Source organism: Streptomyces sp. NBC_01571 (genome assembly GCF_026339875.1).
Taxonomy (GTDB): Bacteria; Actinomycetota; Actinomycetes; order Streptomycetales; family Streptomycetaceae; genus Streptomyces.
In genome coordinates, this window is record NZ_JAPEPZ010000001.1 from 771,253 (window position 1) to 797,749 (window position 26,497).

The following is a 26,497-nucleotide window of genomic DNA, read 5'->3' on the forward strand; positions in this document are numbered from 1 at the left end:
CCGCCCGTCAGAGGCCCCGGTGCCCATCCGGTCAGCGGGCCAGGCGGCCCAGCAGCGACGAGGCGGACAGGATGCCGAGGGCCGCGGCCACGACGAGGACCCCGTAGTCGAGGGCCAGGTGCGCATGGGTGCCGAGCAGCAGGCCCCGCAACGCGTCCACCTGGTAGCTCAGGGGGTTCACCTTGCTGATGGCCTGTAGCCAGCCGGGCATGACGGCCACCGGGTAGAGGGCGTTGGAGCCGAAGAACAGCGGCATAGTGATCGCCTGGCCGATCCCCATCAGCCGGTCCCGGGTGAGCACGATGCCCGCGATGGTCATCGAGAGGCAGGAGAAGAAGGCGGAGCCGAGGACGACGGCCACCGCGACGCCGAGCAGCCGCAGCGGGTTCCAGGTCATCGCGACGCCGAGCAGCGCGGCGATGACGACGACCACGAGCGCCTGGATCAGCGCCTTCACCCCGGCGGCGAAGGCCTTGCCCGTGATGAGCGCCGAACGCGGAGTCGGTGTGACGAGGAGTTTGGTGAGGATCCCGGCGTCCCGTTCCCAGATGATCATGATGCCGTAGAAGATGGCGATGAACATCGCGGACTGGGCGATGATGCCAGGTGCCAGGTAGTCGAGGTAGGGGATGCCGCCGGTGGGTATCGCCTTGATCCGGGTGAAGGTCTCGCCGAAGATCAGCAGCCACAGCGCGGGTTGCACCGCCCGGGTGTACAACTCGGTGCGGTCGTGCCGGAGTTTCTGCAGCTCGACCGCGCACATCGCGCCGACCCGGGCGGGCAGCACCCGCCATCCGGTACGGGCCCGGGGCGGGACCACGAGCAGGTCGAGACCGCCCGGGTGAGCCAGGTCAGCCGACACGGGACGCGGTACGGCGGGTGCTTCGGACATCGCTGAAGTCTCCTGACTTGTCGTCGAGGCCGCTGCCGGCGATGTCACGGAAGACGTCCTCCAGCGTGGGCTGTTCACCGCTCCCGGCGCCGCGACGTTCGGCGAGGCCCGTCCTCAGTTCGTCGGGGGTGCCGAGAGCACGGACGCGGCCGCGGTGCATCAGCGCGACCCGGTCGCAGTACTGGTCGGCCTCGTCCATGTAGTGGGTCGTCACGAGGACGGTCATTCCGGTGGCGGCGCGTACGGCGTTGATGTGCTCCCACACGCTCGTCCGGGCGATCGGGTCGAGGCCGATGGTCGGCTCGTCGAGGATCAGCAGCCGGGGCGCGCTGACCAGCGCCTGGGCGAGTTCGAGACGGCGGACCATGCCTCCCGAGTACGTCTTGGCCAGCCGGTCGGCCGCGTCGACGAGGTCGACCGCCGCGAGCGCCTGACCGACGCGTGCCGCGCGCTCCCGGCGGGAGACGTCGAAGACGCGCGCGAACAGCTCCACGTTCTCCCGGCCGGTGAGTCCGGAGTCGGCGGAGAGCTGCTGCGGTACGTAGCCCAGCAGGCGGCGTACCGCCATGCGTTCGCCGGCGGCGTCGTGTCCGAAGACACGGACCGTGCCGGCCGGGACCGGCAGCAGGGTGGTGATGCAGCGGATCGCCGTGGTCTTGCCGGCGCCGTTGGGCCCGAGCAGTCCGAACACCTCGCCGTCGCGGACGGAGAGTTCGAGTCCGTCGACCGCTGTCGTGTCGCCGAAGGCGTAGGCGAGCCCCGTGCAGGTCACGGCGTCCGTCCGGGACGCCTCCACGGTGTCCGCCACGGCGTCCGTCACGGCGGCCTGCGGGCCGGGCCCGCCCGGCCCGGCCGGAGTGCGTCCGGCGTCCGGTCCCGCGGTGGGCGCGTCCCCGCCGTGCCCGGGATCCTCGCCGTCCGTCGTGTGGCGCGTCATGTCTCCTCGGCCTCCTCGTGCAGGTTCGCCGCCAGCTTGCGCAGGGCAGGAAGAGCGGCCTCCAGGGCCGCACGGTCGGCTTCGTCGAGACGGGCGACCTGGTTCCGTACGAGGACCGCGCGCCGCTGTCGCCAGTCGCGCAGCCGTGCGTCCGCCGCCGGTGTGGGCATGAGCCGCGCGGCGCGCCGGTCGGCCGGGTCCGTCTCCCGGATCAGATAACCGTCCCGCGCCAGCTGGTTGACCAGCGTCGAGACCGAATTGCCCGCCAGGTACAGCTCCTTGGCGGCCTCGGACACGCCGATGCCCGGGCGGGCCATGACCAGGCGCAACAGGTCGACCTCGGCGCCGCGCAGCCGCGGGGCGGTCATGCCGCCGCGCAGCCGTCGGCGGATCAGCCGCTGCACCCCGGCCAGGGTGTCGGCGAGTGCCTCGGGAAAGCTCTCCGGTTCCACATCACGAGAATAGCTCTGTGTTAGAGGTAATTCGCCCAAAGGGAGGGTCAAGAAGAGGCGTACAGGGGTGCGCCGTGTCCTGGTCCGGCGCACCCCTGCCTCGCGGGCGACCCGACGACCGTTCCCCTCTGGTCGAGACGGCGGACCTCGTGATGGAGTTTCCCCACCCGACGCCGGGCACCAGCCGAAGGAGAACCACCGTGACCGCGACAGCAACCGGCCCCTCGCTTCCGTGGACCCATGAACCGGTCAGGGTCGGTCTGGTCGGCGCCGGGCCCTGGGCGCGGGCCGTGCACGCCCGCGTCCTCGCCGCCGGCCCCGAGACGCGTCTGACGGCGGTGTGGGCGCGGCGTGCCGAAGCCGCCCGCGAGACGGCGTCGCCCTACGGAGCCGACACGGTCGCCCGTTTCGAAGAGCTGCTAGACGGCTGCGAGGCGGTCGCGTTCGCCGTTCCGCCCGCCGTGCAGGCGGAACTCGCGCCCCTGGCCGCGAAGGCGGGCAAGGCGCTGCTGCTGGAGAAGCCGCTCGGGGTGGACCTCGCGTCGGCGCGGCGGGTCGCCGACGCCGTCGCCGAGGCGGGCGTCGTCTCCCAGCTCGTCCTGAGCAATCGCTATCACCCGGCCACCCGGGAGTTCCTGAGCGCGGCGCGGGCGATCGAGGTCACCGGAGCGCGTTCGTGTCTCCTGCACGGAGCCTTCCTGGGCGGCGAGTTCGCCACGTCCTGGCGTTTGGAGCACGGCGCCCTGCTCGACCTGGGTCCCCACCTGCTCGATCTGCTGGACGCGGCCGTCGGGACGATCGTCCGGGTCCGCGGTACCGGCGACCCCCGCCGCTGGATCGAGCTGACCTGCGAGCACGCCAGTGGGGCCGTCAGTCAGGCGTCGCTGTCGGGGTCGGTCGACATCGAGCGCGGCAGCACCCGGATCGAGCTCTTCGGGCCGCAGCCTCCGCTGGTGTTCGACGCCGCCGGACTCGACGGTGAGGAGATCTGGCCGGTACTGCGCCGGGAGTTCGCGACGGCCGTGCGTACCGGGGTGTCGGGAGCGCTCGACGCCCGCCGGGGGCTGCACCTGCAGACACTGATGGACCAGGCCACGCCGAGCTGACGTTGCTCCGCCTGCCCACCCCGGGGCGCGGACCGACCGGGGTGCCCGGCCGAAGGACGGGCCCGGGCACCCCTGCGCCCTTGCCGGTCAGGCCGTGTACCGCCGCAGCGCCGGCGTCGCGGCGGCCAGGCCCAGCGTGGCGACGATCACCAGCAGACCGCCGCCCGCGACGGCCGCGCGGGCCCCCAGGAGGGAACCGGCCGTTCCGTGCAGGACGTCGGCGAGGCGCGGGCCGCCCGCGACCACCACGGTGAACACTCCCTGCATCCGGCCGCGCATCTCGTCGGTGGCGGCCGACAGCAGGATCGCCCCGCGGAAGACCATGGAGACCATGTCGGCGACCCCGGCGACGGCGAGGAACGCCACGGCCACCCACAGGCTGCCGCTGAGACCGAACCCGGTGATGGCGGCGCCCCAGGCCAGCACCGCGACGATCACCATGAGGCCGTGCCGGCGCGCGCGGGAGAACGTGCCCGACATCAGTCCTCCGATCACCGCGCCGATGGGGATCGCCGCGAACAGCAGTCCGAGCGCGAGGCCCTCGCCGTAGGGCGCGTACGTCTCGGCGGCGAGCTGCGGGAACAGCGCCCGGGGCATGCCGAAGACCATGGCGATGATGTCGGCGAGGAAGGACAGCAGCAGCACCTTGTGCAGGGCGATGTAGCGGAACCCCGCGACGACCTCGCGCCAGCCCGCGCGGCGGCCCACCGCTCCCGTCAGAGGCGGCAGCGAGGGCAGACGTACGACCGCCCACACGGTGACGCACAGCGCCAGGGCGTCGATCAGATACAGCTCGCTCAGGCCGATCACCGGAATCAGGGCACCGGCGAGCAGGGGTCCGGCCACCAGGCCCGTCTGCATGACGGTCGAGCCGAGCGCGTTCGCCGCGGGCAGCTCGTCCTCGGGGACCAGCCGGGCGATCGAGGCGTTGCGGGCCGGTGCGTTCAGGCCGAAGAAGGCCTGCTGGAGGGCGAGCAGGACCATCAGGACCAGTACGGAGTCGAGTCCGATGACGGCCTGTATCCAGAAGAGCAGCGAGGTGACGGCTATTCCGGTGTTGGTGACGAGGAGCAGCTTGCGCCGGTCCATGCTGTCGGCGATGGCGCCGCCCCAGAGGGCGAAGACCACGAGCGGCAGCAGACCGGCGAGGCTCGCGTAGCCGACCCAGGCCGAGGACCCGGTGATGTCGTAGATCTGCTTGGGGACGGCGACGGCGGTGAGCTGGCTGCCCACCGACGTGACGATGGTGGAGGACCAGAGCCTCCGGTACGCCGGGCGTCGCAACGGGCGGGTGTCCATCGTCCAGCGGCGCCAACCACTGCGGTCCGGCCGGCCGGGGTCCGCCGCCCCGGCCGCCCCGGCCCGCGGTGCCGGTGCGCCGTCCGTACTGCTCTTGCTCGTGTCCACGACCGTCCTGGCTGCTCGATACATCTTTCGGTGTCAGGGTTCACTATCGCGGAACAGGAGCGTGCGGAATCCCCGTGGGTCCCCCGCGGTCGGTCGCACCGGTCCCCCAGGGGCCGTCCCGGCGCGTGGCGTACGTCGCTCAGGCACCGGCGATCAGCAGTGTCCCCATGCCGATCATCGTCGCGGCGACCAGGGCGTCCAGCACCCGCCACGACGAGGGCCGGGCCAGGAAGCGGCCGAGCAGCCCGGCGCCGAAGCCCAGCGCGGCGAACCAGCACAGGCTCGCCAGCGCCGCCCCGAGTCCGAAGGTCCAGCGGAGCGGGCCGCGGTCGGCCGCGAGGGAGCCGAGCAGGAAGACGGTGTCGAGATAGACGTGCGGGTTGAGCCAGGTCAGCGCCAGACAGGTGAGCACGGTCCGCCGCCGCGAGCCCGTGGAACCGCCCGCCGCCTCCAGCGCCGAGGGACGGAGCACCCGCCGGGCGGCGAGGACGCCGTACACCAGGAGAAATCCACCGCCGATCAGTCCGACGACCGTGAGCGCCTCCGGTCGGGCCACCACCAGCGCGCCGACGCCGCCCACCCCGAGCGCGATGAGCGCCGCGTCGGACACCGCGCAGATGCCCACCACCGCGAGCACCGTGTCGCGGCGGATGCCCTGGCGCAGCACGAAGGCGTTCTGGGCGCCGATGGCGACGATGAGCGAGAGACCGGTGCCGAACCCGGCGGCCGCGGCGGTGAGGGCGTTGGTCATGGCGACGACGTTAGGAAGGCGACTGTCAAGAGTACAGCTAAAGATTCTTACGTATCATTAGCGCCCGTGATGGCAGAACTCCCTCTCGACCAGGTCCGGACCCTGCTCGCGGTGGTCGACGAGGGCACCTTCGACGCGGCGGCCGCCGCTCTGCATGTGACGCCCTCGGCCGTCAGCCAACGCGTCAAGGCGCTCGAACAGCGCACCGGCCGTGTCCTTCTGACGCGGACGAAACCCGTGCGCCCGACCGAGTCCGGCGAGATCGTCGTGCGGTTCGCGCGCCGGCTGGCCCGGCTGGAGCGCGATGCCCGGGCCGAGCTCGGCATGAGCGACTCCGGGGAGCCGACGCAGCTGTCGATCGCGGTGAACGCCGACTCGCTCGCCACCTGGTTCCTGCCCGCGCTCACCCGCGTCCCGCGCGAGCTGCGGCTCTGCTTCGAACTGCGGCGCGAGGACGAGGACCACACGGCCGCCCTGCTGCGCGAGGGGGCGGTGATGGCGGCGGTGACCTCGTCCCCCGACCCGGTGGCGGGCTGCTCCGTCCGGTCCCTGGGCCGGATGCGGTACCTGGCGGCGGCGAGTCCCGGCTTCGCCGGGCGGTGGCTCGGCGCCGGGACGGAAACGGCCCTGCACGACCTGCTCGCCCACGCCCCGGTGGTGGTCTTCGACCGGAACGACGACTTCCAGGACGACTTCGCCGCGCGTCTGCTCGGCGGCCGCGGCGCGAGCCCGCTGCGGCACTCCGTGCCCACGTCGGAGGGGTTCGTGGACGCCGTCGTCGCCGGGCTCGGCTGGGGCATGGTGCCGCAGGCGCAGGCCGGGCCGCTGCTGCGCGCCGGGCGGCTGGTCGGCCTCGCCCCGGACCGGGCCGTGGACGTGCCGCTGTACTGGCAGCAGTGGAAGCTCGACTTCCCGGCGCTCGCCGTGGTGGCCGAGGCCGTGGCGTCCGCCGCCGCGGACGCGCTGGAGCCCGCGCCGCGCTCCTGACCCCACCCGGCCGCCCGACCCCTCGACCGCCCAACTGCCCAACCGCCCAACCCTCCTGGCCGACCGAGCGCGTGCCCGCCCGACCACCTGGCCGCCCAACCCTCCTGGCCGACCGAGCGCGTGCCCGCCCGACCACCTGGCCGCCCAACCCTCCTGGCCGACCCAGCGCGTGCCCGCCCGACCACCTCGGCGGGGACCACCTCGCCGCCAGGGACCGGAAAACCGCCGCTCCTGACCGAGGACGCGTGGCACATCGGTCAGGAGCGGGCCGGCGACATCGTCCCGGGACTCCTCGCCGGGGCGCGGGCGCGGTATCTTTCGCGCTGGGTGAAGCCGATACGGCTGAGTGAAACCGAGGCCAACGAAAGGCGACCGGCGCGCGGGAGGCGCCGACGTGCGGGCGGGTGCCGGTGAGGCGCAGTCTTGCTGTGGTCACCTGACGGCGGGCGGACGAGGACAGACCGATGACTGGGAGCGCCGAGCAAGCGGAGCGGGCGCTGGATGGCCTGGCCGTCCTGCTCAGCGGGGCTGTGGCGGACGCGATCCGCGCGGCCCGCGGCTTCGCGGGGGGTGTGTATCTGCGCACGTCCACGCCCGGACTGCTGAGACTGGCCGTTCTCGCGGGCCTGCCCGACCAGTTGTTCCGTTCCTGGTGGCGCCTGCCCCTGGACCGGCCCTTCCCCGCCGCCGACTGCTACCGGCAGGGCACGGAGGTGCTGCTCGCCGACGCCACGGAGACGATGCGCCGCTATCCGCAGCTCGCCGCCGGTCTGCCGTTCCAGTTCGGCTCGTTGTACGTGCCCGTGACGGGCTCCTCGGCCTCCTACGGCGTCCTGACGGTGCTGCGCCCCTCGGCCTCGGACGCCACCGACGTCCTGCCGGACCGCGACCGCATGACGGCGGTCGCGGAAAGTCTGGGCACCGCTCTGGCCGCCCGGGAGAAGGACGGATCCGCGGTCACGTGGGACAGCGAGCCGTTGTGCGTGCGGCCGCCCGCCGACGGTCCTGCCCCGCTGTGCGCCGGACGGTTCACCTGGGATCCGGTCGGCGGCACGGTCACCGCAGACGAGGCGTTGTGGTCCCTGCTCGGTACCGGTGCCGGGGCGTTCCCCGGGACACCGGAGGCGCTCGCCCGAGGGCTGTCCCCGGGTGATCCGCACACTCTGCTGGCCGCGCTGCACGAGACGGCCGCCGGCCACCCGCCCGCCCATTCGCTGCCCCTGCACACGTCGGGCGGCGGCCTGTGCCTGCTGCACCTGGCACCCGGAGACGACGCGCCCGACCCGCCGTTCCCGGTCCGCGGGACGGTCGTCGACCCCGGCCCGGGACCGGCCGCGGCCGGTGCCGCGGACCTCCTCCCGGAGGGCGTGTTCGCGCTGGACCGGCTCGGGCTGATCACCTACGTCAATCCGCGCGCCGCCGAACTCCTCGGCCGGCCGCACGGGGAACTGCTCGGGCGACCGCTGTGGCAGGCCGTGCCCTGGCTGGACCAGCCGTCCTACGAGGATCATCTGCGCGGCGCGCTGCTGTCGCCGGAGCCGGTGCACTTCCAGGTCGCCCGCCCGCGCGAGGGGCGCCGGACCTCCCTGGCGGGCCGCGGGGACACCTGGCTGACCCTGTCGGTGTATCCCGGCCCGCGCGGGCTGACGTGCAAGCTGATCCCGATGGGGCGCCTCGCCGACACCACCAGGGCCGCGGAGGCCGCACCGGCCGACGTGGGTCGGCGGGCGGAACCGGCGCCCCGCCTCGGAACATCCGTGTCGAGCGTCACCACGGCGGGGCTGTACCACCCCATCGTCCTCGCCATCGCGCTGTCCGAGGCCGTGACCGCCCGTCAGGTGTCCGAGGTGGTGATGCGCGAGCTGCTGCCCGCGTTCGGCGGACGGCAGCTCGCCATCTACCTGTTGCAGGAGCGGCGGCTGTACCTGGCGTGGGAGACCGGCTTCCCCCAGGGATTCCTCGCCCCCTTCGACGGGGTGGGGCTGGACGCCAAGCTGCCCGGAGTGGAGACCCTCACCTCCGGACGAGCCCTCTTCTTCGAGTCGATGCCCCGGCTCGAGTCCGCCTACCCCGGTATCGCCCTGGACGCCAAGGTGGGCGCGCGGGTCTTCCTGCCGCTGATCGCCTCGGGCCGGCCGGTCGGTTCCTGCATCCTGGGCTTCGACCGTCCGCGCGACTTCAGCACCGAGGAGCGTGCGGTGCTGACGGCGCTAGCCGGACTCGTCGCGCAGGCCCTGGAGCGAGCACGACGGTACGACTCCGAGGCCGCCCTCGCGCGTGGCCTGCAGGAGGCACTGCTCCCGCACCGGCTGTCGGCGCACCCCCAGGTGGAGACGGCCGGGCGCTATCTGCCCGGCACCGAGGGCATGGACGTGGGCGGCGACTGGTACGACGTGGTGGAGGCGGGCGACGGACTGGCCCTGGTGATCGGCGACGTCCAGGGACACGGTGTCCAGGCGGCCGCCACCATGGGCCAACTGCGCAGCGCCGTACGGGCGTTCGCTCTCGGCGACCACGCTCCGGACGAGGTGATGAGCGGCACCAACCGGCTGCTCATCGACCTCGATCCCGGACAGTTCGCCAGTTGTTGCTACATCCGGCTCGACCCGGTGACCGGCGTCGCCCGTGCCGCGCGCGCCGGACATCCGCAGCCCCTGCTGCGCCACCCCGACGGCCGCGCCGAGGTCCTGAACCTGCCCGGCGGTGTGGTGCTCGGCGTGGACCCGCACGCCCGCTACCCCGTGACGGACCTGCGCCTGGAACCCGGCGCCGTCCTGGCCCTCTACACGGACGGCCTTGTCGAGAAGCCCGGCACCGACATAGACGACGGTATCGAGAGGGTGCGCGCGAAGCTGTCCGGCGCGGGTACCCCGCACGCCCGTCCCGGCGCCTCCTCGCTGTCCCGCGCGGCCGACCTGCTGACCGAGGAGGCCCGGCAGGCGGCCGAACGCCCCGACGACATCGCGCTGCTGCTCACCACCCGCCGCAGCGGTCCCCGCCCCTGACGCGGCCGGGGCGGTGGCCGCCTGGCCGCTCTGACCCGGCCGGGACGACGGGGCACCTCAGTGCGCCGTGTCGAGTCGATCCCGCTGATCCGGCGTCAGTTCCAGGTCCACCGCCGCCAGATTCTCCTCCAGCTGCGCCACGGACGACATCCCGACCAGCGGGATCACCGGGAAGTCGGCGCCCAACTGCCAGGCGAGCACCACCTGGTTCGGACTCGCTCCGGTCTCCCGCGCGACCTCCCGCACCGCGGCGAGCCGGGGCGGTGTTCCCGGGTGGTCGTAGTCCGCGGGCAGCGGCTTGTCCGCGCGGCCGTAGGCGCCGCGCAGCAGCGGCGAGTAGGCGACCAGGGTGACGGCGGGCTCGGCGCGCAGATAGCTGAGGAGTTCCCCGGTCGCACCGCCGAGGCTGCCGTCCCGGAAGAGCGCGTCGGGTACGTCCGTACGGGGCCGCAGCAGACTGTGCTGGTACTGCAGCACCTCGTAGCCGGGCAGCCCCGCGGCAGCGGCGACGGCGCGGGCCCGCTCGACCCGCCAGACGGCGTGGTTGCTCGCGCCGAGCAGGCCCACGGTCCCCTCCGCCACCAGCGCGCCGAACCCCTCGACGGTCTCCCGTATGTCGACGGTCCGGTCCTCGATGTGCGCGTACAGCAGATCGATCCGCTCCAGGCCGAGCCGTTCCCGGCTCCGCTCGGAGGCCTCCCGGATCGTCTTGGCCGACAGCCCCTCCGGGTTGTCGGTGTACCCGGTGCCGGGGGCCAGCGGCCTGGCACCGAGCTTGGTCGCGAAGACGATCTCGTCGCCGACGCCGCGGCTGCGGCGCCAGCGTCCGAGCAGTTCCTCACTCTGGCCGCCCTGGCCGCCGTCGACCCAGAAGGCGTAGTTGTCGGACGTGTCGATGAAGTTGCCGCCGGCCTCGACATAGCGGTCGAGTACGGCGAACGAGGTCTTCTCGTCCGTCACCGAGCCGAACAGCATCGCGCCGAGCGCGAGCACACTCACCTCACGGCGGTGGTCCGGATCGGCGCCGATGGAACGGTACTTCATGCTGGTCCCTCCAGTCCCGGCCCGGCGTCCGCGGGGCCCGAAAGGGAGTCTGGAACTTGAAGAGCACTCCAGGTCAAGGGCTTGCGAACGGTCCCTCCAGGGCGGCCCACTGCAACAGCATGATCGTCTTGGCATCGGCGATCCCCCCGCCGCGGATCATGGCCAGGGCGTCATGGAAGGGCAGTTCGACGATCTCGATGTCCTCGCCCTCCTCCTCCAGCCCGCCTCCCTCGTGGGTGCGGGTGGACGGCCCGTAGGGGGCGGCGTAGAAACTCACCCGCTCGGTGACCGAGCCCGGACTCATGTAGACGTCGAAGACGTGCTGGACCTCGCCGACGGTGTGCCCGGTCTCCTCGACCACCTCGCGGCGCACCGCGACCTCGGGGTGCTCGTCCGCCTCGTCGAGCAGGCCGCCCGGTGTCTCGACGAGCATCCCGTCCGGGTGCCCGTTGGTGTACACGGGGTAGCGGAACTGCCTGGTCAGCAACACGGTTTGGCGCTCGGTGTCGTACAGCAGGAGGGTGGCTCCGTTGCCGCGGTCGTGCGTCTCGCGCTCCTGGGTGCTCCAGGTGCCGTCGGCGTGCCGGAAGTCGAAGGTGGTGGTGCGCTCCACGTACCAGTGGCTGGACAGGAGTTTCACGTCCCGGACCCGGACCCGGGGGTTACCGCTCAGGCCCAGGCCCGTCCGGTCGAGCCCGGTACGGCCACGGCGGTCCGGGGTGTCGATGCCCGCGGTCATCGTGCGCGGTCCGCGTCGGAGAGGTCGTTCATGGCCACTGTCTATCACCGCGGCACGAACATCGAGGCCACAGCGGGGCTTCGCCCGTCTAGGCTCACGGCATGGAACAGACGGAGATCATCCTGCGCGCCATCGGCGTGCTCACCGAGACCAACGCGATGGTCCGCAGGATCGCCCAGGACGAGGACGCCGAGGCCGAATCCACCGAGACACAGCTCGGCGCGCTCGTCACCGAGGTCTTCCCCCGCGTCGAGGTGCCCGCGGACGCCGGACCCGCGGAGGCCGGACAGGCCGTCGCGGATGCCTATCTGCCCGCCACGATCTCCCTCGTCGGTGCCTTCGCCTTCCTCTTCTCGGAACTCGCCGACGTCCACGACTCCGGACAGACCGACATCAAGACGGCCGATCTGCTCCAGGACCTCGCCCTGCGGATGTCCAGGGCCGACAACGAGTAGCCGCCGGCGGCCTCGCCGTGGCGCCGGCGGCACGGCGAGGCGGCAGCCGGTCCTCGGGCCTCCAGCGTTCAGGAGTGCGGGACCACCGCCACCGGACACGGGGCGTGGTGGATCACCGCGTGCGCGACCGAACCGATCCGTGAGCCCAGAGCGGAGCGGTGCGCGCGGCGCCCGACCACGATCAGCTGGGCGCCGGCGGTCTGCGCGAGGAGGACCTGGCCGGCGCTCCCCATCTCGACGTGCGGGGTGACGGGCACGTCGGGAAACCGCTCACGCCACGGCTGCAGCGCCTCGGCGAGCGCCTTCGTCTCGTACGGTTCGAGGCCACCGGCCTCGTCCAGCAGCCTCAGCGAAGCCGGGCTGTAGGCGAACACCGGCGGCAGACTCCAGGCCCGTACAGCGCGTACCCCGGCGCCTCGGGCCGCCGCGGTCTCGAACGCGAACTCCAGGGCCGCCGCGCTGTCGTCGGGCTCGCCCTGCTGGCCCACGACGATCTCCCGGCCCGCCGCCTCGGGCGCCGCCCGGTCGTCGGCACGCACCAGCACGACGGGGCAGCCGGCCTCGGCGATCACCTGCTGTCCGACCGAACCGAGCAGGAACCCGACGACCGCGCCGTGGCCGCGCGAACCGAGTGCCAGCGCGCGGGCACCGGCCGCCTCGGCGACCAGGGCGTCCACGGCCGTCACGTCCACCACCTCGTCCGATATCGCCAGGTCCGGGTGCGTGTCGGCGATCGTGCGGGCGACGTCGCGGACCATCTCCCCGGCCCAGCGGGCCTGCTCGTCCCGGTCGCCGGCGTCCGCCGTGCCGTGAGGCGGCCAGTGCCACGCGTACATCACCCGCAGGGGCACGCCGCGGCGGACGGCTTCCCTGCCCGCCCAGGCCGCCGCGGCCCTGCTCTCGGGTGATCCGTCCACGCCCACGGTGATCGGGTGGATCATTCGCCTGCCTTCCCGCCGCCGGCTGGTCGTCCTGCCGGCTCGCTCCGCAACCTGACCGCTCCAGTGTCCGTCATCGTCGCGGAAGGGGGTCCCTACGCGGACTCTCTCACCACCAGTTCCGGGTCGAAGATGACCGAGGTGGGGTCGGTGCGCAGTCCCTGGATGTGCTCGTCGAGGAGACCGGCCATCGTCGAGGCCATCTCCTCGACCGGCTGGCGCACGGTGGTCAGCGCGGGCCTGCAGGTCGCCGCCACGCTGGAGTCGTCGAAGCCGACGACCGCGACATCGTCCGGCACCCGTCGGCCCCGCTCCCGCAGCACCTGGCAGGCGCCCTGGGCCATCAGGTCATTGGCCGCGAACACCCCGTCAACGTCCGGGTGTTCGGCCAGCAGTCCGGACATGGCGGCCATTCCGCTGTCCAGGGTGAACCCGCCTTCGGCGACCGGCACGTACGGATGCCCGCTGCGTGCCATGGTGTCGCGGAACCCGGCGAGCCGATCCTGGCTCGCGCCCACCCCCAGCGGTCCCGTGACGGTGACGATCCGTCGGCAGCCCCGCTTCAGCAGATGCTCGGCGGCCCGCCGCGCGCCGTCCCGGTGCGCGAGGTCGACGTAGCTCAGCGGGACGGGCCGCGACGGCCGGGCGAAGAGGACGGCGGGCACACCGGCGTCGGCGAGCAGCGCGGGCATCGGGTCGTCGGCGTGGGTGGAGACGACGAGGGCGCCGTCCGCGCTGCCCTGCCGCAGATCCGACAGCACCTGCTGCCTGGCTTCCGGGGACTCGGCGAACATCAGCAGCGGATGCATCGAGCGTGGTCGCAGATAGCCCACCACGCCGGCGACGACCCGTCCGAAGAACGGGTCCGCGAACACCCGTGCCGTGAAGGCGCTCTGTTCGCCGTCCGAGGTGTCGCCCGCGCCGGAGACGATCAGCGCGACCGTCTGGGTCCGCCGGGTCACCAGTGATCTGGCGGCCCGGTTGGGGGCGTATCCGGTCCGCTCTACCGCCTGGCGCACCACTTCCTGAATGCCGGGATCGACGTTGCGGACGCCGTTGATGACCCGGGAAACCGTCGCGCGGGAGACACCGGCCTCCCGCGCGACATCCTCCAGCGTGGGGGCCTGTCTGCTCATGCCCCGCACCTTAACCGCCGCGTACTGCGCCGGGATAGAGCGCTCTCCCATCGAGCTCCGAATCAGCTGTAGACACCGAACTCGTAGAGCGAGTAGCCCCATCCGGTCCCGCGGGCGGTGCCGTTGACACGCACGTAGCGGCCGGTGCCCGGAACGTCGAGGTCGTCGACGCCGCCGTTGCCGTCGGTGACGGAGCGGACGGTCGTCCAGTTCTGTCCGTCGTCCGAGGTCTGCACGGTGTAGGCCTTGGCGTACGAGGTCTCCCACACCAGTTGTACGTGCCGGAACGAGGTGCGGGTGCCGAGGTCGACGCGGAGCCACTGGGGGTCGCTCCAGTCGCTGGCCCAGCGGGTGGTGAGGTTGCCGTCGACGGCGCCCGCGGCGGTGCAGGGGCAGTCGCCGCCGCCCGCCTGGGACGAGGACGCGGTGGCCGGCCTGCCGAGGGCGACGTTCGTACCGCTCGGGACGGGCGGCACCACCCGCACGGAGCGGGTCTCGACACCGACGTTGCCCTTGCCGTCCTTGGCCTTGACGTAGATCTTCCAGACGCCGGGCCGGTCCGGTGCGGTCACCCTGAGCCGGCCGCCGCCGAGATCGGTGGAGGGCAGGGAGGTCAGCTGCTTGCCCTGGTCGATGTACATGCTGTTGTCCAGGACCTCGTAGGTGATCGGATCGCCGTCGGGGTCCGTGGCCTTGACGGAGAGCGTGAGGTCACCCCCGGCGGGCACCTTGGCGGCGTCGCCCTCGACGGTCAGGTCGGAGATGACGGGCGGGGTGTCGTCGTGGGAGGTGTCCGCGCCGTACGCCCTCTTCACGGCGTAGTACGACAGCCTCTTCTCGCCCGCGGGCAGCAGGTTGAACCAGATGCCGCCGAAGTCGTACTCGGTGCCGTAGTGGAACATCGTGGCACCGAGCGCGACACCCGTGTGCCCGGTGACGCAGTTCCACGCCCGGGTGTATCCGTCGGCCTTGGCCCGGTCGGTGGGTTCGGCGGGGACGCCGTTGGCGTCGTCCGGGACCTCCCACTCGCCCGCCGGGCCGGTCTCGGTGACGATGTACGGTTTGGTGTAACCACCCTGCTGCCAGGCCGACTTCACGTCGCAGACGGCGTTGTAGGCGTTCACCGCGTACAGGTCCAGGTCGGGCGCGTTCTTCTTGTAGTAGGGCCAGGCCCCCGTCCACGCGTCGGTGGAGGTGACCGGGTGGTTGGGGTCGACGGCGTGGATCTTCTTCGTGATGTCGTTGACGAGCGTGGTGTAGGCGTCGCGCTGGCGCTCCAGCTCGTCGCCGCTGTAGCAGTTCTGCAGTCCGAGCACGGACTCGTTGCCGACGTTCCACATCAGGACACCGGGGTTGTCCTTGTAGGTGGCGGCCCACTGGGGGAACTCGCTGAGGACCTGGTTCTTGTAGGCGGTGTCCGTCAGGTAGTTCACGCAGCCGCCGCTGCCCGGGCCGCCACCGGGCTGCAGCCAGAAGCCGGCGATCACCTTGATGCCCTGGGCGGCCGCCGCGTCGAAGAGCGGCTTGCTGGAGGCGTCGGTGCCCCAGGTGCGGACGGTGTTGACGCCCATCGACCTCAGGTCGGGCATGTAGCGCCCGGCGTCGGCGGCGGACGGCCCCCAGGTGAGGCCCTTGATCTGGTACGGGCTTCCGTCGACGGTCAGTCGCCAGTTGCCCTGCGAGCCGGTGACCTTGACGACGCTGCCCGCCGCCTGCGCGGGATGGGACGGCAGGGCGAGGGCCCCCGCGGCGAGCAGGCCCGCGGTGACGGGCGCCGCGATACGGCGCCGGGTGGTTCGGGATCCGGTCATGGGTGTCCGTCCGGTGTGCGGGTGAGGGAGAGTCAAAGGGGGTGAGGCGGGGGCGTCCCGCCGGCCGGGCCGTGTTCCGGACCGGCGGGACGCGACCGCGTCAGGGGAGCCGGTAGTCCGCGTCCAGCGCCGCGCCCGCCTCGGGGTGCGTCTGGTCGTAACCGCGGGCGTCGCACTGGAGGCCGCCGACGACGCAGTGGTCGACGAGCGCCTTGAGGGTCGGTGCGTCCCACGCGTTGAAGAAGTCGTAGTGGAACGAGTAGCCGGCGCCGCTCGCCAGCGTGACCTGGGACATGTCACCGTTGACCGGGAAGGCCATCTTGAACTCGATCATCGGCAGGGCGACGGGGTGGTCGTCCGGGCAGATGTTGTTGTTGGTGCCGGGGTTGACGACCGGATACGCCATGTGATTTTGGTGGTTGGGTGTGTCCAGGTACTTGCCGTCCCAGCAACTGGGCGCCTGGAAGCGGATGTTGAGCTGGACGTCGGCCCTGTTCGGGCACTGTTGCGGGAAGTCGACGTTGAAGAAGCTGTCGCCGCACTCCCACCCCTCCACGAACCCGTGGTGGTTGCGGAAGTCGGCCGCCGACTGCATGGGACTGCCGACGACGAAGCGCAGTCCCTTCGGGAAGGGCCGCACGCTGGTGTAGTCGGTGACCCCGGCCTTGTAGTAGATGACCTGGGGACCCACCGGAAGCACGGGGGTGTCGCCCTTGAGCAGGGTCGGCATCCAGTAGGCCGACTTGTCGCCGGGCGCCTTGCAGGTGGTGCCACCGGCGTCGAGCGAGGCGGTGGTGCTGGCCGCGTTCGTCGTGGTGTTGCCCATGAAGGTGTGGTCGTGGGACTTGCCGGGCTGGCCCGGGTAGACGATCGGGTCGTCGGGCCGGGTGTGGGACACCGAACAGTTCGCCTGGAACTCGTGGAAGTAGCGGTGCGTCGGCTCCGCCTTGGAGGGGACGACCCCGGTCACCTGCGGGTTCGCCGGGATGTAGCCGTCGCCGTCCGGGTCCTCGGGCGAGGCGAGCGTCGAGGCCGGCATCGCATGACCCGTGTGCACGGTCGTCGACGCGGCCACGGAGGATGCGGGGCCGGCCGCCGGATCGGCGCTCATCGCCACTCCGGCCAGGCCGAGCGAGGTCAGAACCAGCGCGCTGGACATCAGGATTCCTGAGACGATCTTCGATCTCCGTGCCATGGAGACCCTCCTGCCACATCGGTGGGGGCGGTGGGGGCCGGGCGGCCGTGAGCGGCGTGGGGTGCACGAAGCTGCCGCGGTCGCCCGCGTGACGGACCATCACATGTGCCGGGATACATGGGAGAGCGCTCTCCCAGCCAGGAGTGTTGTGGCGGTGACACAGGAGTGTCAAGGGAAATGGACGGAGGATCACTCCCGGCCCTTCGCGCACCTCTTGAACGCAATCACGTACTGGAGCGCGTACCAGCGAGGGTTCATAGGACCCTGAACCAGTGCATAAGCAGGGCGAGTTGACCGTTCACTCCGCAACAACATCCGGGACTGCGGTCACAACTCTTGACGCGTCGTTCACCTGGATGAAGCATGCATCGGCAAGAGAGCGCTCCCCCATACCTCCCACCGTTCACTTCCTGAACCAGGAGAGTCGCCCCCATGCCTTCAACCCCCACAGAGGCCCAGGACTCGGGCCGGTCGCCGGTGGCTCGGCGTTCCGTACTCGGCGCGATGGCCGCCGCTGCCGCCGCTCCCGGGCTGCTCGGACTGTCCTCGCCCGCGTCCGCGGCCCCCGCCGCGCCCGTGAAACAGCCGCAGGCCCTGCCGGGCGGCGGCGACCTCGGCCCGAACGTGATCGTCTTCGACCCCTCCACAGCGGGTATCCAGTCCAGGCTGGACCAGGTCTTCGGGCAGCAGGAGTCGGCCCAGTTCGGCACCGGACGCTACGCGCTGCTGTTCAAACCGGGCACCTACAACGGGCTCAACGCCCAGCTCGGCTTCTACACCTCGATCGCGGGCCTCGGGCTGTCCCCGGACGACACCACCATCAACGGCGACGTGACCGTCGACGCGGGATGGTTCAACGGCAACGCGACGCAGAACTTCTGGCGCTCGGCGGAGAACCTGGCCCTCAATCCGGCCAACGGCACCAACCGGTGGGCGGTCGCCCAGGCCGCTCCCTTCCGTCGGATGCACGTCAAGGGCGGTCTCAATCTGGCGCCCAGCGGCTACGGCTGGGCCAGCGGCGGCTACATCGCCGACAGCCGGGTCGACGGCTCGGTCGGACCGTACTCGCAGCAGCAGTGGTACACCCGCGACAGTTCGGTGGGCGGCTGGGCCAACGCCGTCTGGAACATGGTGTTCTCCGGCGTCCAGGGCGCGCCCGCGCAGTCCTTCCCCAACCCGCCCTACACCACGCTCGACACCACACCCGTCTCCCGGGAGAAGCCGTTCCTCTACCTGAACGGCAGCGAGTACCGCGTCTTCCTGCCGGAGAAGCGCACCAACGCGCGTGGCACCACCTGGGGCAGCGGAACCCCGCGCGGCACGTCGCTGCCGCTCAGCCAGTTCTACGTGGCCAAACCCGGCGTCTCCGCCGCCACCCTGAACGCCGCGCTCACCCAGGGACTCCATCTGCTGCTGACGCCGGGGATCTACCACCTCGACCAGCCGATCCAGGTCAACCGGGCGGGCACCGTGGTCCTGGGCCTCGGTTACGCCACCCTGATCCCGGACAACGGCGTCACCGCGCTCAGGACGGCCGACGTCGACGGGGTGCGGCTGGCCGGCTTCCTGATCGACGCCGGATCCGTCAACTCCTCCACGCTCCTGGAGGTCGGGCCGGCCGGGGCCTCGGCGGACCACTCCGCCAACCCGACCACCGTGCAGGACGTCTTCGTCCGGATCGGTGGCGCGGGCGCCGGCAAGGCGACCACCAGCATGGTCATCAACAGCCGTCACACGATCATCGACCACACCTGGGTCTGGCGCGCCGACCACGGCACCGGCGTCGGCTGGGAGACCAACCGGGCCGACTACGGCATCCGCGTCAACGGCGCCGACGTCCTGGCCACCGGCCTGTTCGTCGAGCACTTCAACAAGTACGACGTCCAGTGGTTCGGCGAACGCGGGCGCACCATCTTCTTCCAGAACGAGAAGGCGTACGACGCGCCGAACCAGGCCGCCATCCAGAACGGCGGGATCAAGGGGTACGCGGCCTACAAGGTCGACGACTCCGTGACCACGCACGAGGGATGGGGCCTGGGCAGCTACTGCTACTACAACGTCGATCCGTCAGAACTTCACCCAGACGCACGTCTGGTCGCGTAACCTGACCGCATGACCCAACGACGCAAGCGCGCAAGCCTGTACGTGCGACTCAGCCGCCAGGCGGACGCAGAGAACGTGTCGCTGGACGGCATGGTGGACGACATGCGTGCGCTGTGTGCCAGCGAGAACCTGGACGAAGTGGCGCTCCACATTGACGACGGTCTGACCGGAGGGTACCGCGACAGGGACGAATTCCAGGCCTGGTTGGGCGATGCCCGAAGCGGCCTCGCGGAAGTCCTGGTCCCCTACAACACGGACCGCCTGACGCGCGAGGGCCTGAACGTCGCCGCGTCGATCCTGGACACGGTTGAAGGCAAGGACCCCACCAGTGGTCGCGAAGCACACCGTCCTGTCCGCCTGGTCGATTGCTTCGGCCTGGACAGCCTCCACGGTGACGCCTTCCGATTCCGCTTCGTGATCCAGGCTGAGGTAGGCCGCGCCGAACGGGAGCGCATGCGCCAGCGGAGCAAGGACCGCGCTCGCAGGCTCCGCAACGCTGGTCGCTGGGCAGGCGGACCGATCCCCTTCGGGTACCGCGTGGTAGACAACCCTGACGGCCCAGGCAAGGCCCTGGACGTGGAGCCAGCGGAGGCCGAAGCCGTCCGTCAGGCCGCGGAGGAGGTCCTGGCAGGCGACTCCCTGGGTAAGGTGGCCCGCCGTATGAACCATGCCGGCGTCAAGCCCAGGCGCGCCCATCAGTGGTCCAGGGTGACCCTGCGTCGTGTCCTGACCGGCGACCACATCACGGGCCGCATGACGGTTAACGGGAGGCTGGCCAGGGACGCGGACGGCCAGATCCTGGCCCCGTTCCCGCCTGTCCTGTCCGTGGCCCAACTGACCGCCCTGCGCGCGGCTCTGGCCGATGGAAAGGCGCCTGTCCACACTGGCCGCGCCCTGGCGCATCTGCTGTCCGGCCTCCTGTACTGCCACTCGTGTGGCCGCTCCCTGTCCGCGTCATCACGGAAGGGCGGTTACCGCTTCTACCGCTGCTACAGCCGCGCAGGAGGCGGCCTCTGCGAAAGGCCAGTAGTGGTGTCCGCGGGAGCGATTGAGCCGTACGTGACTGACCGCTACCTGGCCGCCGTTGGCCACCTGCCGATGTACAAGGAGCGGACAGTGGTGTCCGGCCTGGAGGAGCTGGCCGCGGTCGAGGAGGACATCAGAGACACGCTGTCCGACCTGGCCACGGACGCCAACGCGGACACGTTCGCCCGTCTCCAGCGTCTTCAGGCACGTCAGAAGGAGCTGTCCGAGATGGACACGGACAGGCGGACAGAGCTGGTCCCGACCGGACAGACGATGGCGGAGTACTGGGCGGGCGCCATGTTGGCCGACCGCCGCGCGCTCCTCGCGGACGCCATAGACGAACTGATCGTGCGGCCTGGGCGCCAGGGCCAGCGGAAGTTCACGGAGGACCGCCTGGTGTGGATCTGGGCGGATGACCCGGACGCGGGCGAGGAGGAGGACGCCCTGGACGGCTGAGGAGCGGCCGGAGGCCGAACAGCGAGCGAGTTGTTTCTATATTTTTGTTTCGTCTCACTTAAAAAATAACTCTCCATAAGGCTCCGCTTTTTCGGGCTTACCCCAGGAGCTGGGACGTTTCAATCGTTCCGCAACACTCCAGCTAGGGGACCTCCTCCCCGGTCAGGTGACGTACCCGCCCGCCCGGACCCGAGGAGGCCCCATGGTCCAGTACGAGACCCATTGCGCTCACTGCGGCGACGCCCTGACTGGCCGCCAGCGTAAGACGTGCTCCGCCCGATGCCGGAAGGCGGTCCAGCGCACTTCGCCTGGCCTCCGCACCTGCCGGCTCTGCAAGCAGCCCTTCCAGCCGTCCGGCCCTGGCCGCCGCTCCGTCTGCCCCTACGACGACGCGGACGACTACTGCCAGGGCCTCCAGGACGACGCGGAGGACGCGGAGGCCATCCGCCAGGCCGCGCGCCAGGAGGCCGCCTGCGAGGCGCCTGGGTGCGGTCAGCCGCTGTCCTACGCCGGCCGTGGCCGTCCTCCTCGTTTCTGCGGTCCCGCCTGCAAGACGCGCACGTACCGCAGGGCGGCACAATCGTGAACCCAGTCTCCCCAGCCTCTCCCCTGGCCGCCCGCCAGACCCGCGGTCGCGTGAACACCCGTCTCGCTGTCCTGGGCGTGCCTGCGAAGGCTTGCAGCGTCTGCCTGGTCGTCCTGGGCCTGGACGCCTTCCCCGTTCACCGCACGGGCCTTCAGGGTCGCGCTTCGCGCTGCAAGGGGTGCCATCGTGAACGCCAGGCCCTCCTTCGCCGCGATCCTGCGTACAAGGCCGCGGAGCGTCGCCAGCAACGCCCCTACGATCGCCAGCGTGCGCGCCAGGAGGACCGCAGGGCGTACATGCTGGGCCGCTCCCAGCTCCGCCGTGCCCTGGAGGCTGGCGCGGAGTACGACGGTCACCAGCCGGAGGACCTCCTGATCCACTGGGATGACGAGGACCTGTACGCCTGTATCTGCTGTGGCGGACCGTATGAACACCTGGACCACAACGTCCCGTTGATCCGCGGCGGCTCCCACACGCTGGACAACCTGGTCCCCCTCTGCCAGGACTGCAACCTGGCGAAGTCTGGGAAGTGCCCGTACCGGTTCTACGCGGAGCGCTTCCCCTCGCTGAAGCCGTTCCTGGAGCCCTTCTTTGACACCCATGAACGGCTGACGGAGGAGGAGCTGGCGGAGCGCCAGGGAGGCACGGCGTAGCCGCGTCTCGGCCGGCGTCACGGCATAGCCGCCTCAGTTGAGTCGCCTACTTGACTCGACTCAATTGAGTCGGTAGTCTGGCATTCCTGCCAGGGTGGCAGGGACGAGAGGGGTTCACGATGTCGTACCGGGTCACCGCATACAACGCTGCCGGCCAGATGCTGTACATGGTCCCGGACACGGACGCGGTGATGGACAAGACGGTGGCCACGGCCGGCGAAGCCTTCGACCTGATGGAGTCCCTGAAGTCGGCTCACCGCTGGGACAGCGAGCGCCACTACGACACGGGTAACGGCTTCGTCCGCAACCGCATCGCCTCCTTCCGGATCCTGAACGAGACGGGTCATGCGGAGTTCTGGACCCGCGCCCAGGTTGCGGAGTACGCCGTAGTGCGCGCCGCCCGTAAGGCCGCCGTAGCCGCCCAGGCCACGGAGGAGGCTCCCCAGCCGGCCGCGGAAGCCGTTAACGACGAGGAGCTGGTCACGGTCGCTACGGATGCCGCGTACTGCGTCCGCTGCCACAAGGACGACCTTCCGGCCAGCCTCCTGTGCGACCGCTCCGCGGTGAACGATCTGGGCGCGGACCGTGACCCCGAACTCCTGGCCCGCTACGAAGGCCTCTGCCTCCGCTGCTGTAACCACAACCACGGCTGACGACCATGGCCCTGGCTTCGGCTGGGGCCTTCGTCATGTCCGCACGCTGCCCGCACGCTACGATGACCTCTCTTCAGGGAGGGGAACCCATGAATCAGCCGCAGCAACCGAACCGCCCTCAGTGGCCCACCGCTCCGCAGGGCGCGCCGTACCAGGCCCAGCCGCAGTACCAGGCTCCGCAACAGCCGTACGGCCAGCCTCCGCAGTACCAGGGCCAGCCGCAGTACGCCCAGGCGCCCCAGACAGTCGTCACGAAGCGAGGAGCAAACCATGGCCTTCACCTGGTCCTGTCCATCCTGACGGGCGGCCTGTGGGCAATCACTGGCTGGCCTATCGCTGCGATGATGGGACGGAAGACTAAGACGCGCTACCGCTGACCGTTAACGCTTGACCTGCGGCCCCTGGCTCCTCGCTGGGGGCCTTCGTCGTACCTCCAGGCCGTTACCTTCCCGTGATCAAACAGGGGACATCCTCCCCGGTCTAGTAGTAGGGAAGGAAGACCCCCTGGAGTGCCTCGCACTTATGACCACTACGGCTGGGCGGAATGAGCGCCAGGGCCGGTCCCTTCCCCCAATCAGCGTTCCCCGTGGCCGTCCTCCTCTCCGGCCTGGGTAGAGCGCTACGGGGCCCTGTTGCGACGCCTGCGGGCGGGAGACAGGGCCCCTACAGACTTCGTTAACGCAGCGAACACGGCCCCCAGTAGCCAGTCCGGCGGGACATGGTGAAACGGGCCCTAGTACCTGCCGTTAACGGCCCCTGGTCGCCGGCTCGCAACCGCCGGCCAGGGGACAGACTTCCCCGCCCTGGGTGGCCTTCAGAGCCTTCGCCAGGTCGGGGAACGCAACTCCCTGCCTCGCTGTAGGACGCGCCCCGATCGGGCCAGTCCCATGACCAGCGAGGCAGGGCCATGCATGCGGGTAGCTCCCGCAGGCTCCGCGCCAGGGCCGATCCCCCGAAGCGCGTAGCGGTGCCGGTAGTTCAGCGGACAGAACTCCCCCGTGGAGGGGGCGACGCAGGTTCGAATCCTGTCCGGCACACAAGGTCCCGCGCGGACCAGGGTAGGGGCGGACGCGCCCGAACGGCTGAAGTGCTGGCGACAGCGCGAGGGGTTCAAGTCCCAGCTACCCGCTAGGGCGTGAGGCGCCGGAAACGGGGCTACTTGCCACGCCCAACCCTGTCGTTAACGCCCCACGACCCGCCTGGAGGCCCCGCAATGGCCATTGTCGTAACTGACTCTGCCTCGCCGAAGGGCCAGGTCCGTGTCACGAACACGGATACCGGCCAGGCCGTCCAGGTCCCGAAGCAGCGCGACGCGATCGCGGACGCTACGGCCAGCCTGAAGGGCCCGAAGTGAGTCCCTGGACCCTCTCCTGGGCCGTCTGGCTGGCCGCCTTCGGCGTGATCGAGGGCCTGGCGCTGGCCAACAAGCGACCTGACGACACCCTGTCTGAGCACGTCTGGCGATGGTTCGCCGTGACGCGCCACGACCCGCAGCCTGACGGCTGGACCAGGCTTCGCCGGTTCGCCCTCCTGGCCGGCATGTCGTGGCTGGGTGTGCACTTCCTGACTGGCGGCTGGGTGTGAGCAGGCGTCGCGCCCTGTCCGTGTGCAGTACCCATGGGTGCCCCACGCTGACCCAGGGGGGTCGCTGCGATGAGTGCAGCGCGAAGGCCCAGCGTTCACGACGTGGCTCTTCAAGGGCAGGGTATGACGCACGCTGGCAGCGGACCCGCAGGGACTACCTGCGCGACCATCCGATGTGCGAGTGTGCTGAGTGTGAGGCCATGCCCTCGCCGCTTCGTCCTGTCGCTACCGAGGTTGACCACCTGGACGGCCTGGGTCCCCTGGGTCCCCGGGGCCATGACTGGTCCAACCTGCGGGCCATGACGAAGGCTCATCACTCGCGGGCCACGGCCCAGGCCCAGCCTGGCGGCTGGAACGATCGTCACTAAATGTGATGGCCGGCCTGGGGGGTGACCCCGACGATCATGGGGACCCTGAACGCGGGGGAGGGCTCCGCCCGGTCCGCCCGGTTCAAACACCTGATGTGACCCACCCCACACGCACGCATCGTGACTCCGCCAGGAGGTGATCACCCATGCCCAGTGGAGGCGCACGCGCCCGGTCCGGCCCCGCGCCGACGTCAACCGAGCGAAGCCACAAGGCCCAGACGGACGCCCAGGGCTGGGTGACCCTGCCGGCCGAAGGTCGCGACGGGCCGGAGCCGGCCTTTCCCCTCGTCTCCCCCAGCGATCGCGAGATGGATCTCTGGGCCCGACTCTGGGAAACACCCCAGGCGGTCATGTGGGACCAGCTCCGCCAGGAGTTCGAAGTAGCTTCCTACATCCGTCTCCTGGTCCGCGCTGAGGCCCCCCGATCGTCGGCCATCATCTGGGGCCAGGTCAAGCAACTGGCGGAGTCCCTGGGTCTCTCCGTGTCGGGCATGCAGCGAAACCGCTGGGTGGTCGGCATCGTGAACGACGACTCCGGGTCTGGCTCCTCGCCTTCCGCTGTCTCCGCTGTCTCGTCCCTGACTGCGCGCCTGCGGGCGGTCCAGGGTGAGTGACGGTAAGTGCCTGGTCGTCGCCCTGGCGTGGATCGAGACTCACGCTGTCGTGCCTGACGGCTTCAGTCAGGGCCAGCCGTTCACGATGCTGCCCTGGCAACTGAAGGTCGCTAGCAACTTCTACATGGTGCGCGAGGACGCGGAGCTGGGCCAGCGGTCAACAGCCTTCGTCTTCCGGCGCGGCCAGGTCATCATGTCCCAGAAGTCGGGCAAGGGGCCCTTCGCTGCCGCGGTAGTCCTCCTGGAGGCCGCCGGCCCGACCGTGTTCGATGGCTTCGCCCAGGGTGGCGAGGAGTACCGCTGCCGTGACTGGGGTTGCCCCTGCGGCTGGTCGTACGTGTACGCGCCCGGGGAGCCTATGGCGGTCCCCCAGCCGACTCCGCTCATTCAGCTCCTGGCGACGTCTGAGGACCAGGTGGCGAACGTCTACCGGCCCCTGGTCGCCATGGTCAAGCACGGCCCGTTGAAGGCCTTCATGAAGCCGTTGGAAGGCTTCGTCCGGGTCGGTGACGAGGGCCGAATAGACGTGGTCACGTCGTCGGCTCAGTCGCGCCTGGGTAACCCCATCACCTTCGCGGTTCAGGACGAGACGGGTACGTACACAGCGACCAACAAGATGATCAGGGTTGCGGAGACGATGCGTCGCGGCCTGGCCGGCATGTCCGGCCGGAGCCTGGAGACGACGAACGCGTATGACCCGTCAGAGGATTCGACCGCGAAGCGGACCCACGAAGGTCACGCGCCGGACGTCTACCGCTACTTCCCGCAGGCGCCTGCGAACCTGTCCTACGGCAACAAGGTCGAGCGACGCCGGATCCACAAGGTCGTTTACGGGGACTGCCCGCATATCGACCTGGACGCGATCGAGGCTGAAGCGTCGGAGCTGGCGGAGACGGACCCTGCGCAGGCGGAGCGATTCTTCGGAAATCGGATCGTGGCTGGCGCCGGAGCGTGGATCGATCACGCGCGGTGGCTGGACCGCGAGGCCCCCAGGGACGTGAAGGCGCGCACGCGCATCGTCCTGGGCTTCGATGGCTCCGACCTGGACGACTGGACCGGCTTCCGCGCTGAGACCCTGGACGGCTTCCAGTTCACGCCTACGTACGGGCCTAACCAGCTCCCGACCGTGTGGAATCCCGCGGACTACGGCGGCCAGGTTCCGCGGCTGGAGGTGGACGCAGCGCTGGCGGAGGTCATGGGCCGGTATGACGTGGTCCTCCTCTACGCGGACCCCCCGTACTGGGAATCCGAAGTTGACGGCTGGGCCGACAAGTACGGGGACCGCGTGGTCATCCGCTGGCACACGCGCCGCGTCGTCCAGATGCACGCTGCCGCGGAGCGGTTGAAGACGGACGTCCAGAAGTCGAATACGCCCTTCGAGCATGACGGGTGCCCGATCACTTCCGCGCACGTCCGTAACGCTCGCGCCGCTGCCCGTCCGCAGGACCGGTACGTCCTTCGCAAGGCAGCGCAGGACCAAAAGATTGACATGTGTGTGACTTCCATCCTGGCCCACGAAGCGGCCATGGACGCGGTGGCCGCCGGTAAGGCGTTCCGCCGGAAGTCCTACTTCTATTCCGCCTGATGAAAGGAGGCCCC

General features: G+C 70.7%; 24 protein-coding genes and 1 tRNA gene. 13 read left to right on the forward strand and 12 right to left on the reverse strand.

All coding sequences use genetic code 11. The features are described 5' to 3' along the window. Positions 1-31 precede the first annotated feature (31 nt). The 3 genes from OHB41_RS03460 to OHB41_RS03470 are packed head-to-tail and all read right to left on the reverse strand — an operon-like array spanning position 32 to position 2,281. Positions 32-892 carry an ABC transporter permease gene (locus OHB41_RS03460; protein ID WP_266696455.1) on the reverse strand — a complete coding sequence of 287 codons (861 nt, stop codon included), beginning with the start codon at positions 890-892 and terminating at the stop codon, positions 32-34. Beyond that, complete coding sequence (locus OHB41_RS03465; protein ID WP_266696456.1) at positions 852-1,829, reverse strand: ABC transporter ATP-binding protein; 978 nt, start codon at positions 1,827-1,829, stop codon at positions 852-854. Before OHB41_RS03465 ends, OHB41_RS03460 begins: the two co-directional genes overlap by 41 nt. Then, positions 1,826-2,281: a MarR family winged helix-turn-helix transcriptional regulator gene (locus OHB41_RS03470; RefSeq protein ID WP_266696457.1), complete on the reverse strand. Its 456-nt coding sequence runs from the start codon at positions 2,279-2,281 to the stop codon at positions 1,826-1,828. The genes OHB41_RS03465 and OHB41_RS03470 overlap by 4 nt, the downstream gene beginning before the upstream one ends. A 200-nt stretch (positions 2,282-2,481) precedes the next feature. Between OHB41_RS03470 and OHB41_RS03475 the strand changes: the two genes are divergently transcribed. Further along, entirely contained in the window at positions 2,482-3,387 is a 906-nt protein-coding gene (locus OHB41_RS03475) for a Gfo/Idh/MocA family protein (protein ID WP_266696458.1), read from the forward strand. Positions 3,388-3,474: 87 nt separating this feature from the next. Here OHB41_RS03475 and OHB41_RS03480 read toward each other — a convergent pair whose 3' ends face one another. Next, the gene (locus OHB41_RS03480; RefSeq protein WP_526024885.1) at positions 3,475-4,794 is read right to left on the reverse strand and encodes an MFS transporter; all 1,320 of its coding nucleotides are present in this window, start codon (positions 4,792-4,794) and stop codon (positions 3,475-3,477) included. A 139-nt stretch (positions 4,795-4,933) separates the two neighbouring features. Beyond that, on the reverse strand, positions 4,934-5,545 hold the full coding sequence (locus OHB41_RS03485) for a LysE/ArgO family amino acid transporter (protein WP_266696460.1): 612 nt from the start codon (positions 5,543-5,545) through the stop codon (positions 4,934-4,936). Positions 5,546-5,614: 69 nt separating this feature from the next. On the opposite strand from OHB41_RS03485, the gene OHB41_RS03490 reads away from it, so the two are divergent. Together OHB41_RS03490 and OHB41_RS03495 are read left to right on the forward strand one after the other, a co-directional pair. Next, complete coding sequence (locus tag OHB41_RS03490; protein WP_266696461.1) at positions 5,615-6,532, forward strand: LysR family transcriptional regulator ArgP; 918 nt, start codon at positions 5,615-5,617, stop codon at positions 6,530-6,532. Positions 6,533-6,996: 464 nt separating this feature from the next. Beyond that, positions 6,997-9,537: a SpoIIE family protein phosphatase gene (locus OHB41_RS03495; RefSeq protein WP_266696462.1), complete on the forward strand. Its 2,541-nt coding sequence runs from the start codon at positions 6,997-6,999 to the stop codon at positions 9,535-9,537. 57 nt (positions 9,538-9,594) lie between these two features. On the opposite strand, the gene OHB41_RS03500 is transcribed toward OHB41_RS03495, so the two are convergent. Continuing rightward, positions 9,595-10,581 (reverse strand): aldo/keto reductase, encoded by a 987-nt coding sequence (locus tag OHB41_RS03500; protein ID WP_266696463.1) that lies wholly within the window; start codon positions 10,579-10,581, stop codon positions 9,595-9,597. A gap of 73 nt (positions 10,582-10,654) precedes the next feature. Continuing rightward, positions 10,655-11,320, reverse strand: a complete 666-nt coding sequence (locus OHB41_RS03505; protein ID WP_266696464.1) for an NUDIX domain-containing protein — start codon at positions 11,318-11,320, stop codon at positions 10,655-10,657. A 101-nt stretch (positions 11,321-11,421) separates the two neighbouring features. On the opposite strand from OHB41_RS03505, the gene OHB41_RS03510 reads away from it, so the two are divergent. Continuing rightward, entirely contained in the window at positions 11,422-11,775 is a 354-nt protein-coding gene (locus tag OHB41_RS03510; protein ID WP_266696465.1) for a hypothetical protein, read from the forward strand. A gap of 68 nt (positions 11,776-11,843) precedes the next feature. On the opposite strand, the gene OHB41_RS03515 is transcribed toward OHB41_RS03510, so the two are convergent. The 4 genes from OHB41_RS03515 to OHB41_RS03530 all read right to left on the reverse strand — a co-directional run bounded on the left by OHB41_RS03515 (position 11,844) and on the right by OHB41_RS03530 (position 16,855). Beyond that, entirely contained in the window at positions 11,844-12,716 is an 873-nt protein-coding gene (locus tag OHB41_RS03515) for a universal stress protein (RefSeq protein ID WP_266696466.1), read from the reverse strand. 92 nt (positions 12,717-12,808) lie between these two features. Next, positions 12,809-13,849 (reverse strand): LacI family DNA-binding transcriptional regulator, encoded by a 1,041-nt coding sequence (locus OHB41_RS03520; protein WP_266696467.1) that lies wholly within the window; start codon positions 13,847-13,849, stop codon positions 12,809-12,811. 62 nt (positions 13,850-13,911) lie between these two features. Then, positions 13,912-15,660 (reverse strand): discoidin domain-containing protein, encoded by a 1,749-nt coding sequence (locus OHB41_RS03525; RefSeq protein WP_266696468.1) that lies wholly within the window; start codon positions 15,658-15,660, stop codon positions 13,912-13,914. Positions 15,661-15,760: 100 nt separating this feature from the next. Further along, complete coding sequence (locus OHB41_RS03530) at positions 15,761-16,855, reverse strand: DUF1996 domain-containing protein (RefSeq protein ID WP_266696469.1); 1,095 nt, start codon at positions 16,853-16,855, stop codon at positions 15,761-15,763. A 432-nt stretch (positions 16,856-17,287) separates the two neighbouring features. Between OHB41_RS03530 and OHB41_RS03535 the strand changes: the two genes are divergently transcribed. From OHB41_RS03535 to OHB41_RS03550, 4 genes are all read left to right on the forward strand, one after another. Next, positions 17,288-18,958, forward strand: a complete 1,671-nt coding sequence (locus OHB41_RS03535) for a pectate lyase-like domain-containing protein (RefSeq protein ID WP_266696470.1) — start codon at positions 17,288-17,290, stop codon at positions 18,956-18,958. Between the two features lie 9 nt (positions 18,959-18,967). Beyond that, positions 18,968-20,440, forward strand: a complete 1,473-nt coding sequence (locus OHB41_RS03540; RefSeq protein ID WP_266696471.1) for a recombinase family protein — start codon at positions 18,968-18,970, stop codon at positions 20,438-20,440. A gap of 636 nt (positions 20,441-21,076) precedes the next feature. Further along, a complete protein-coding gene (locus tag OHB41_RS03545) occupies positions 21,077-21,679 on the forward strand; it encodes an HNH endonuclease (protein WP_266696472.1) in 603 nt (200 codons plus the stop codon). Between the two features lie 119 nt (positions 21,680-21,798). Continuing rightward, positions 21,799-22,332, forward strand: a complete 534-nt coding sequence (locus OHB41_RS03550) for a hypothetical protein (protein WP_266696473.1) — start codon at positions 21,799-21,801, stop codon at positions 22,330-22,332. A 118-nt stretch (positions 22,333-22,450) separates the two neighbouring features. Here OHB41_RS03550 and OHB41_RS03555 read toward each other — a convergent pair whose 3' ends face one another. After that, positions 22,451-22,585: a hypothetical protein gene (locus OHB41_RS03555; RefSeq protein WP_266696474.1), complete on the reverse strand. Its 135-nt coding sequence runs from the start codon at positions 22,583-22,585 to the stop codon at positions 22,451-22,453. A gap of 714 nt (positions 22,586-23,299) precedes the next feature. Here OHB41_RS03555 and OHB41_RS03560 point away from each other — a divergent pair. The 5 genes from OHB41_RS03560 (at position 23,300) to OHB41_RS03580 (ending at position 26,483) form a co-directional block, all read left to right on the forward strand. Further along, a tRNA-Pro gene (locus tag OHB41_RS03560) sits at positions 23,300-23,369 on the forward strand. Positions 23,370-23,545: 176 nt separating this feature from the next. Continuing rightward, positions 23,546-23,686, forward strand: coding sequence for a hypothetical protein (locus OHB41_RS03565; RefSeq protein WP_266696475.1), 141 nt, complete (start codon positions 23,546-23,548; stop codon positions 23,684-23,686). Further along, positions 23,683-23,916 (forward strand): hypothetical protein, encoded by a 234-nt coding sequence (locus OHB41_RS03570; RefSeq protein ID WP_266696476.1) that lies wholly within the window; start codon positions 23,683-23,685, stop codon positions 23,914-23,916. The genes OHB41_RS03565 and OHB41_RS03570 overlap by 4 nt, the downstream gene beginning before the upstream one ends. A 514-nt stretch (positions 23,917-24,430) precedes the next feature. Then, entirely contained in the window at positions 24,431-24,898 is a 468-nt protein-coding gene (locus OHB41_RS03575) for a hypothetical protein (RefSeq protein ID WP_266696477.1), read from the forward strand. Continuing rightward, positions 24,891-26,483, forward strand: coding sequence for a terminase large subunit domain-containing protein (locus tag OHB41_RS03580; RefSeq protein WP_266696478.1), 1,593 nt, complete (start codon positions 24,891-24,893; stop codon positions 26,481-26,483). The genes OHB41_RS03575 and OHB41_RS03580 overlap by 8 nt, the downstream gene beginning before the upstream one ends. Positions 26,484-26,497 lie beyond the last annotated feature (14 nt).

What these genes read in the sequence shown, in the direction of transcription:
- OHB41_RS03460 (WP_266696455.1), bottom strand. Translation starts at nt 892, where the DNA reads ATGTCCGAAGCACCCGCCGTACCGCGTCCCGTGTCGGCTGACCTGGCT.
- OHB41_RS03465 (WP_266696456.1), bottom strand. Translation starts at nt 1,829, where the DNA reads ATGACGCGCCACACGACGGACGGCGAGGATCCCGGGCACGGCGGGGAC.
- OHB41_RS03485 (WP_266696460.1), bottom strand. Translation starts at nt 5,545, where the DNA reads ATGACCAACGCCCTCACCGCCGCGGCCGCCGGGTTCGGCACCGGTCTC.
- OHB41_RS03490 (WP_266696461.1), top strand. Translation starts at nt 5,615, where the DNA reads ATGGCAGAACTCCCTCTCGACCAGGTCCGGACCCTGCTCGCGGTGGTC.
- OHB41_RS03495 (WP_266696462.1), top strand. Translation starts at nt 6,997, where the DNA reads ATGACTGGGAGCGCCGAGCAAGCGGAGCGGGCGCTGGATGGCCTGGCC.
- OHB41_RS03500 (WP_266696463.1), bottom strand. Translation starts at nt 10,581, where the DNA reads ATGAAGTACCGTTCCATCGGCGCCGATCCGGACCACCGCCGTGAGGTG.
- OHB41_RS03505 (WP_266696464.1), bottom strand. Translation starts at nt 11,320, where the DNA reads ATGACCGCGGGCATCGACACCCCGGACCGCCGTGGCCGTACCGGGCTC.
- OHB41_RS03510 (WP_266696465.1), top strand. Translation starts at nt 11,422, where the DNA reads ATGGAACAGACGGAGATCATCCTGCGCGCCATCGGCGTGCTCACCGAG.
- OHB41_RS03515 (WP_266696466.1), bottom strand. Translation starts at nt 12,716, where the DNA reads ATGATCCACCCGATCACCGTGGGCGTGGACGGATCACCCGAGAGCAGG.
- OHB41_RS03520 (WP_266696467.1), bottom strand. Translation starts at nt 13,849, where the DNA reads ATGAGCAGACAGGCCCCCACGCTGGAGGATGTCGCGCGGGAGGCCGGT.
- OHB41_RS03525 (WP_266696468.1), bottom strand. Translation starts at nt 15,660, where the DNA reads ATGACCGGATCCCGAACCACCCGGCGCCGTATCGCGGCGCCCGTCACC.
- OHB41_RS03530 (WP_266696469.1), bottom strand. Translation starts at nt 16,855, where the DNA reads ATGGCACGGAGATCGAAGATCGTCTCAGGAATCCTGATGTCCAGCGCG.
- OHB41_RS03535 (WP_266696470.1), top strand. Translation starts at nt 17,288, where the DNA reads ATGCCTTCAACCCCCACAGAGGCCCAGGACTCGGGCCGGTCGCCGGTG.
- OHB41_RS03540 (WP_266696471.1), top strand. Translation starts at nt 18,968, where the DNA reads ATGACCCAACGACGCAAGCGCGCAAGCCTGTACGTGCGACTCAGCCGC.
- OHB41_RS03550 (WP_266696473.1), top strand. Translation starts at nt 21,799, where the DNA reads ATGTCGTACCGGGTCACCGCATACAACGCTGCCGGCCAGATGCTGTAC.
- OHB41_RS03565 (WP_266696475.1), top strand. Translation starts at nt 23,546, where the DNA reads ATGGCCATTGTCGTAACTGACTCTGCCTCGCCGAAGGGCCAGGTCCGT.
- OHB41_RS03575 (WP_266696477.1), top strand. Translation starts at nt 24,431, where the DNA reads ATGCCCAGTGGAGGCGCACGCGCCCGGTCCGGCCCCGCGCCGACGTCA.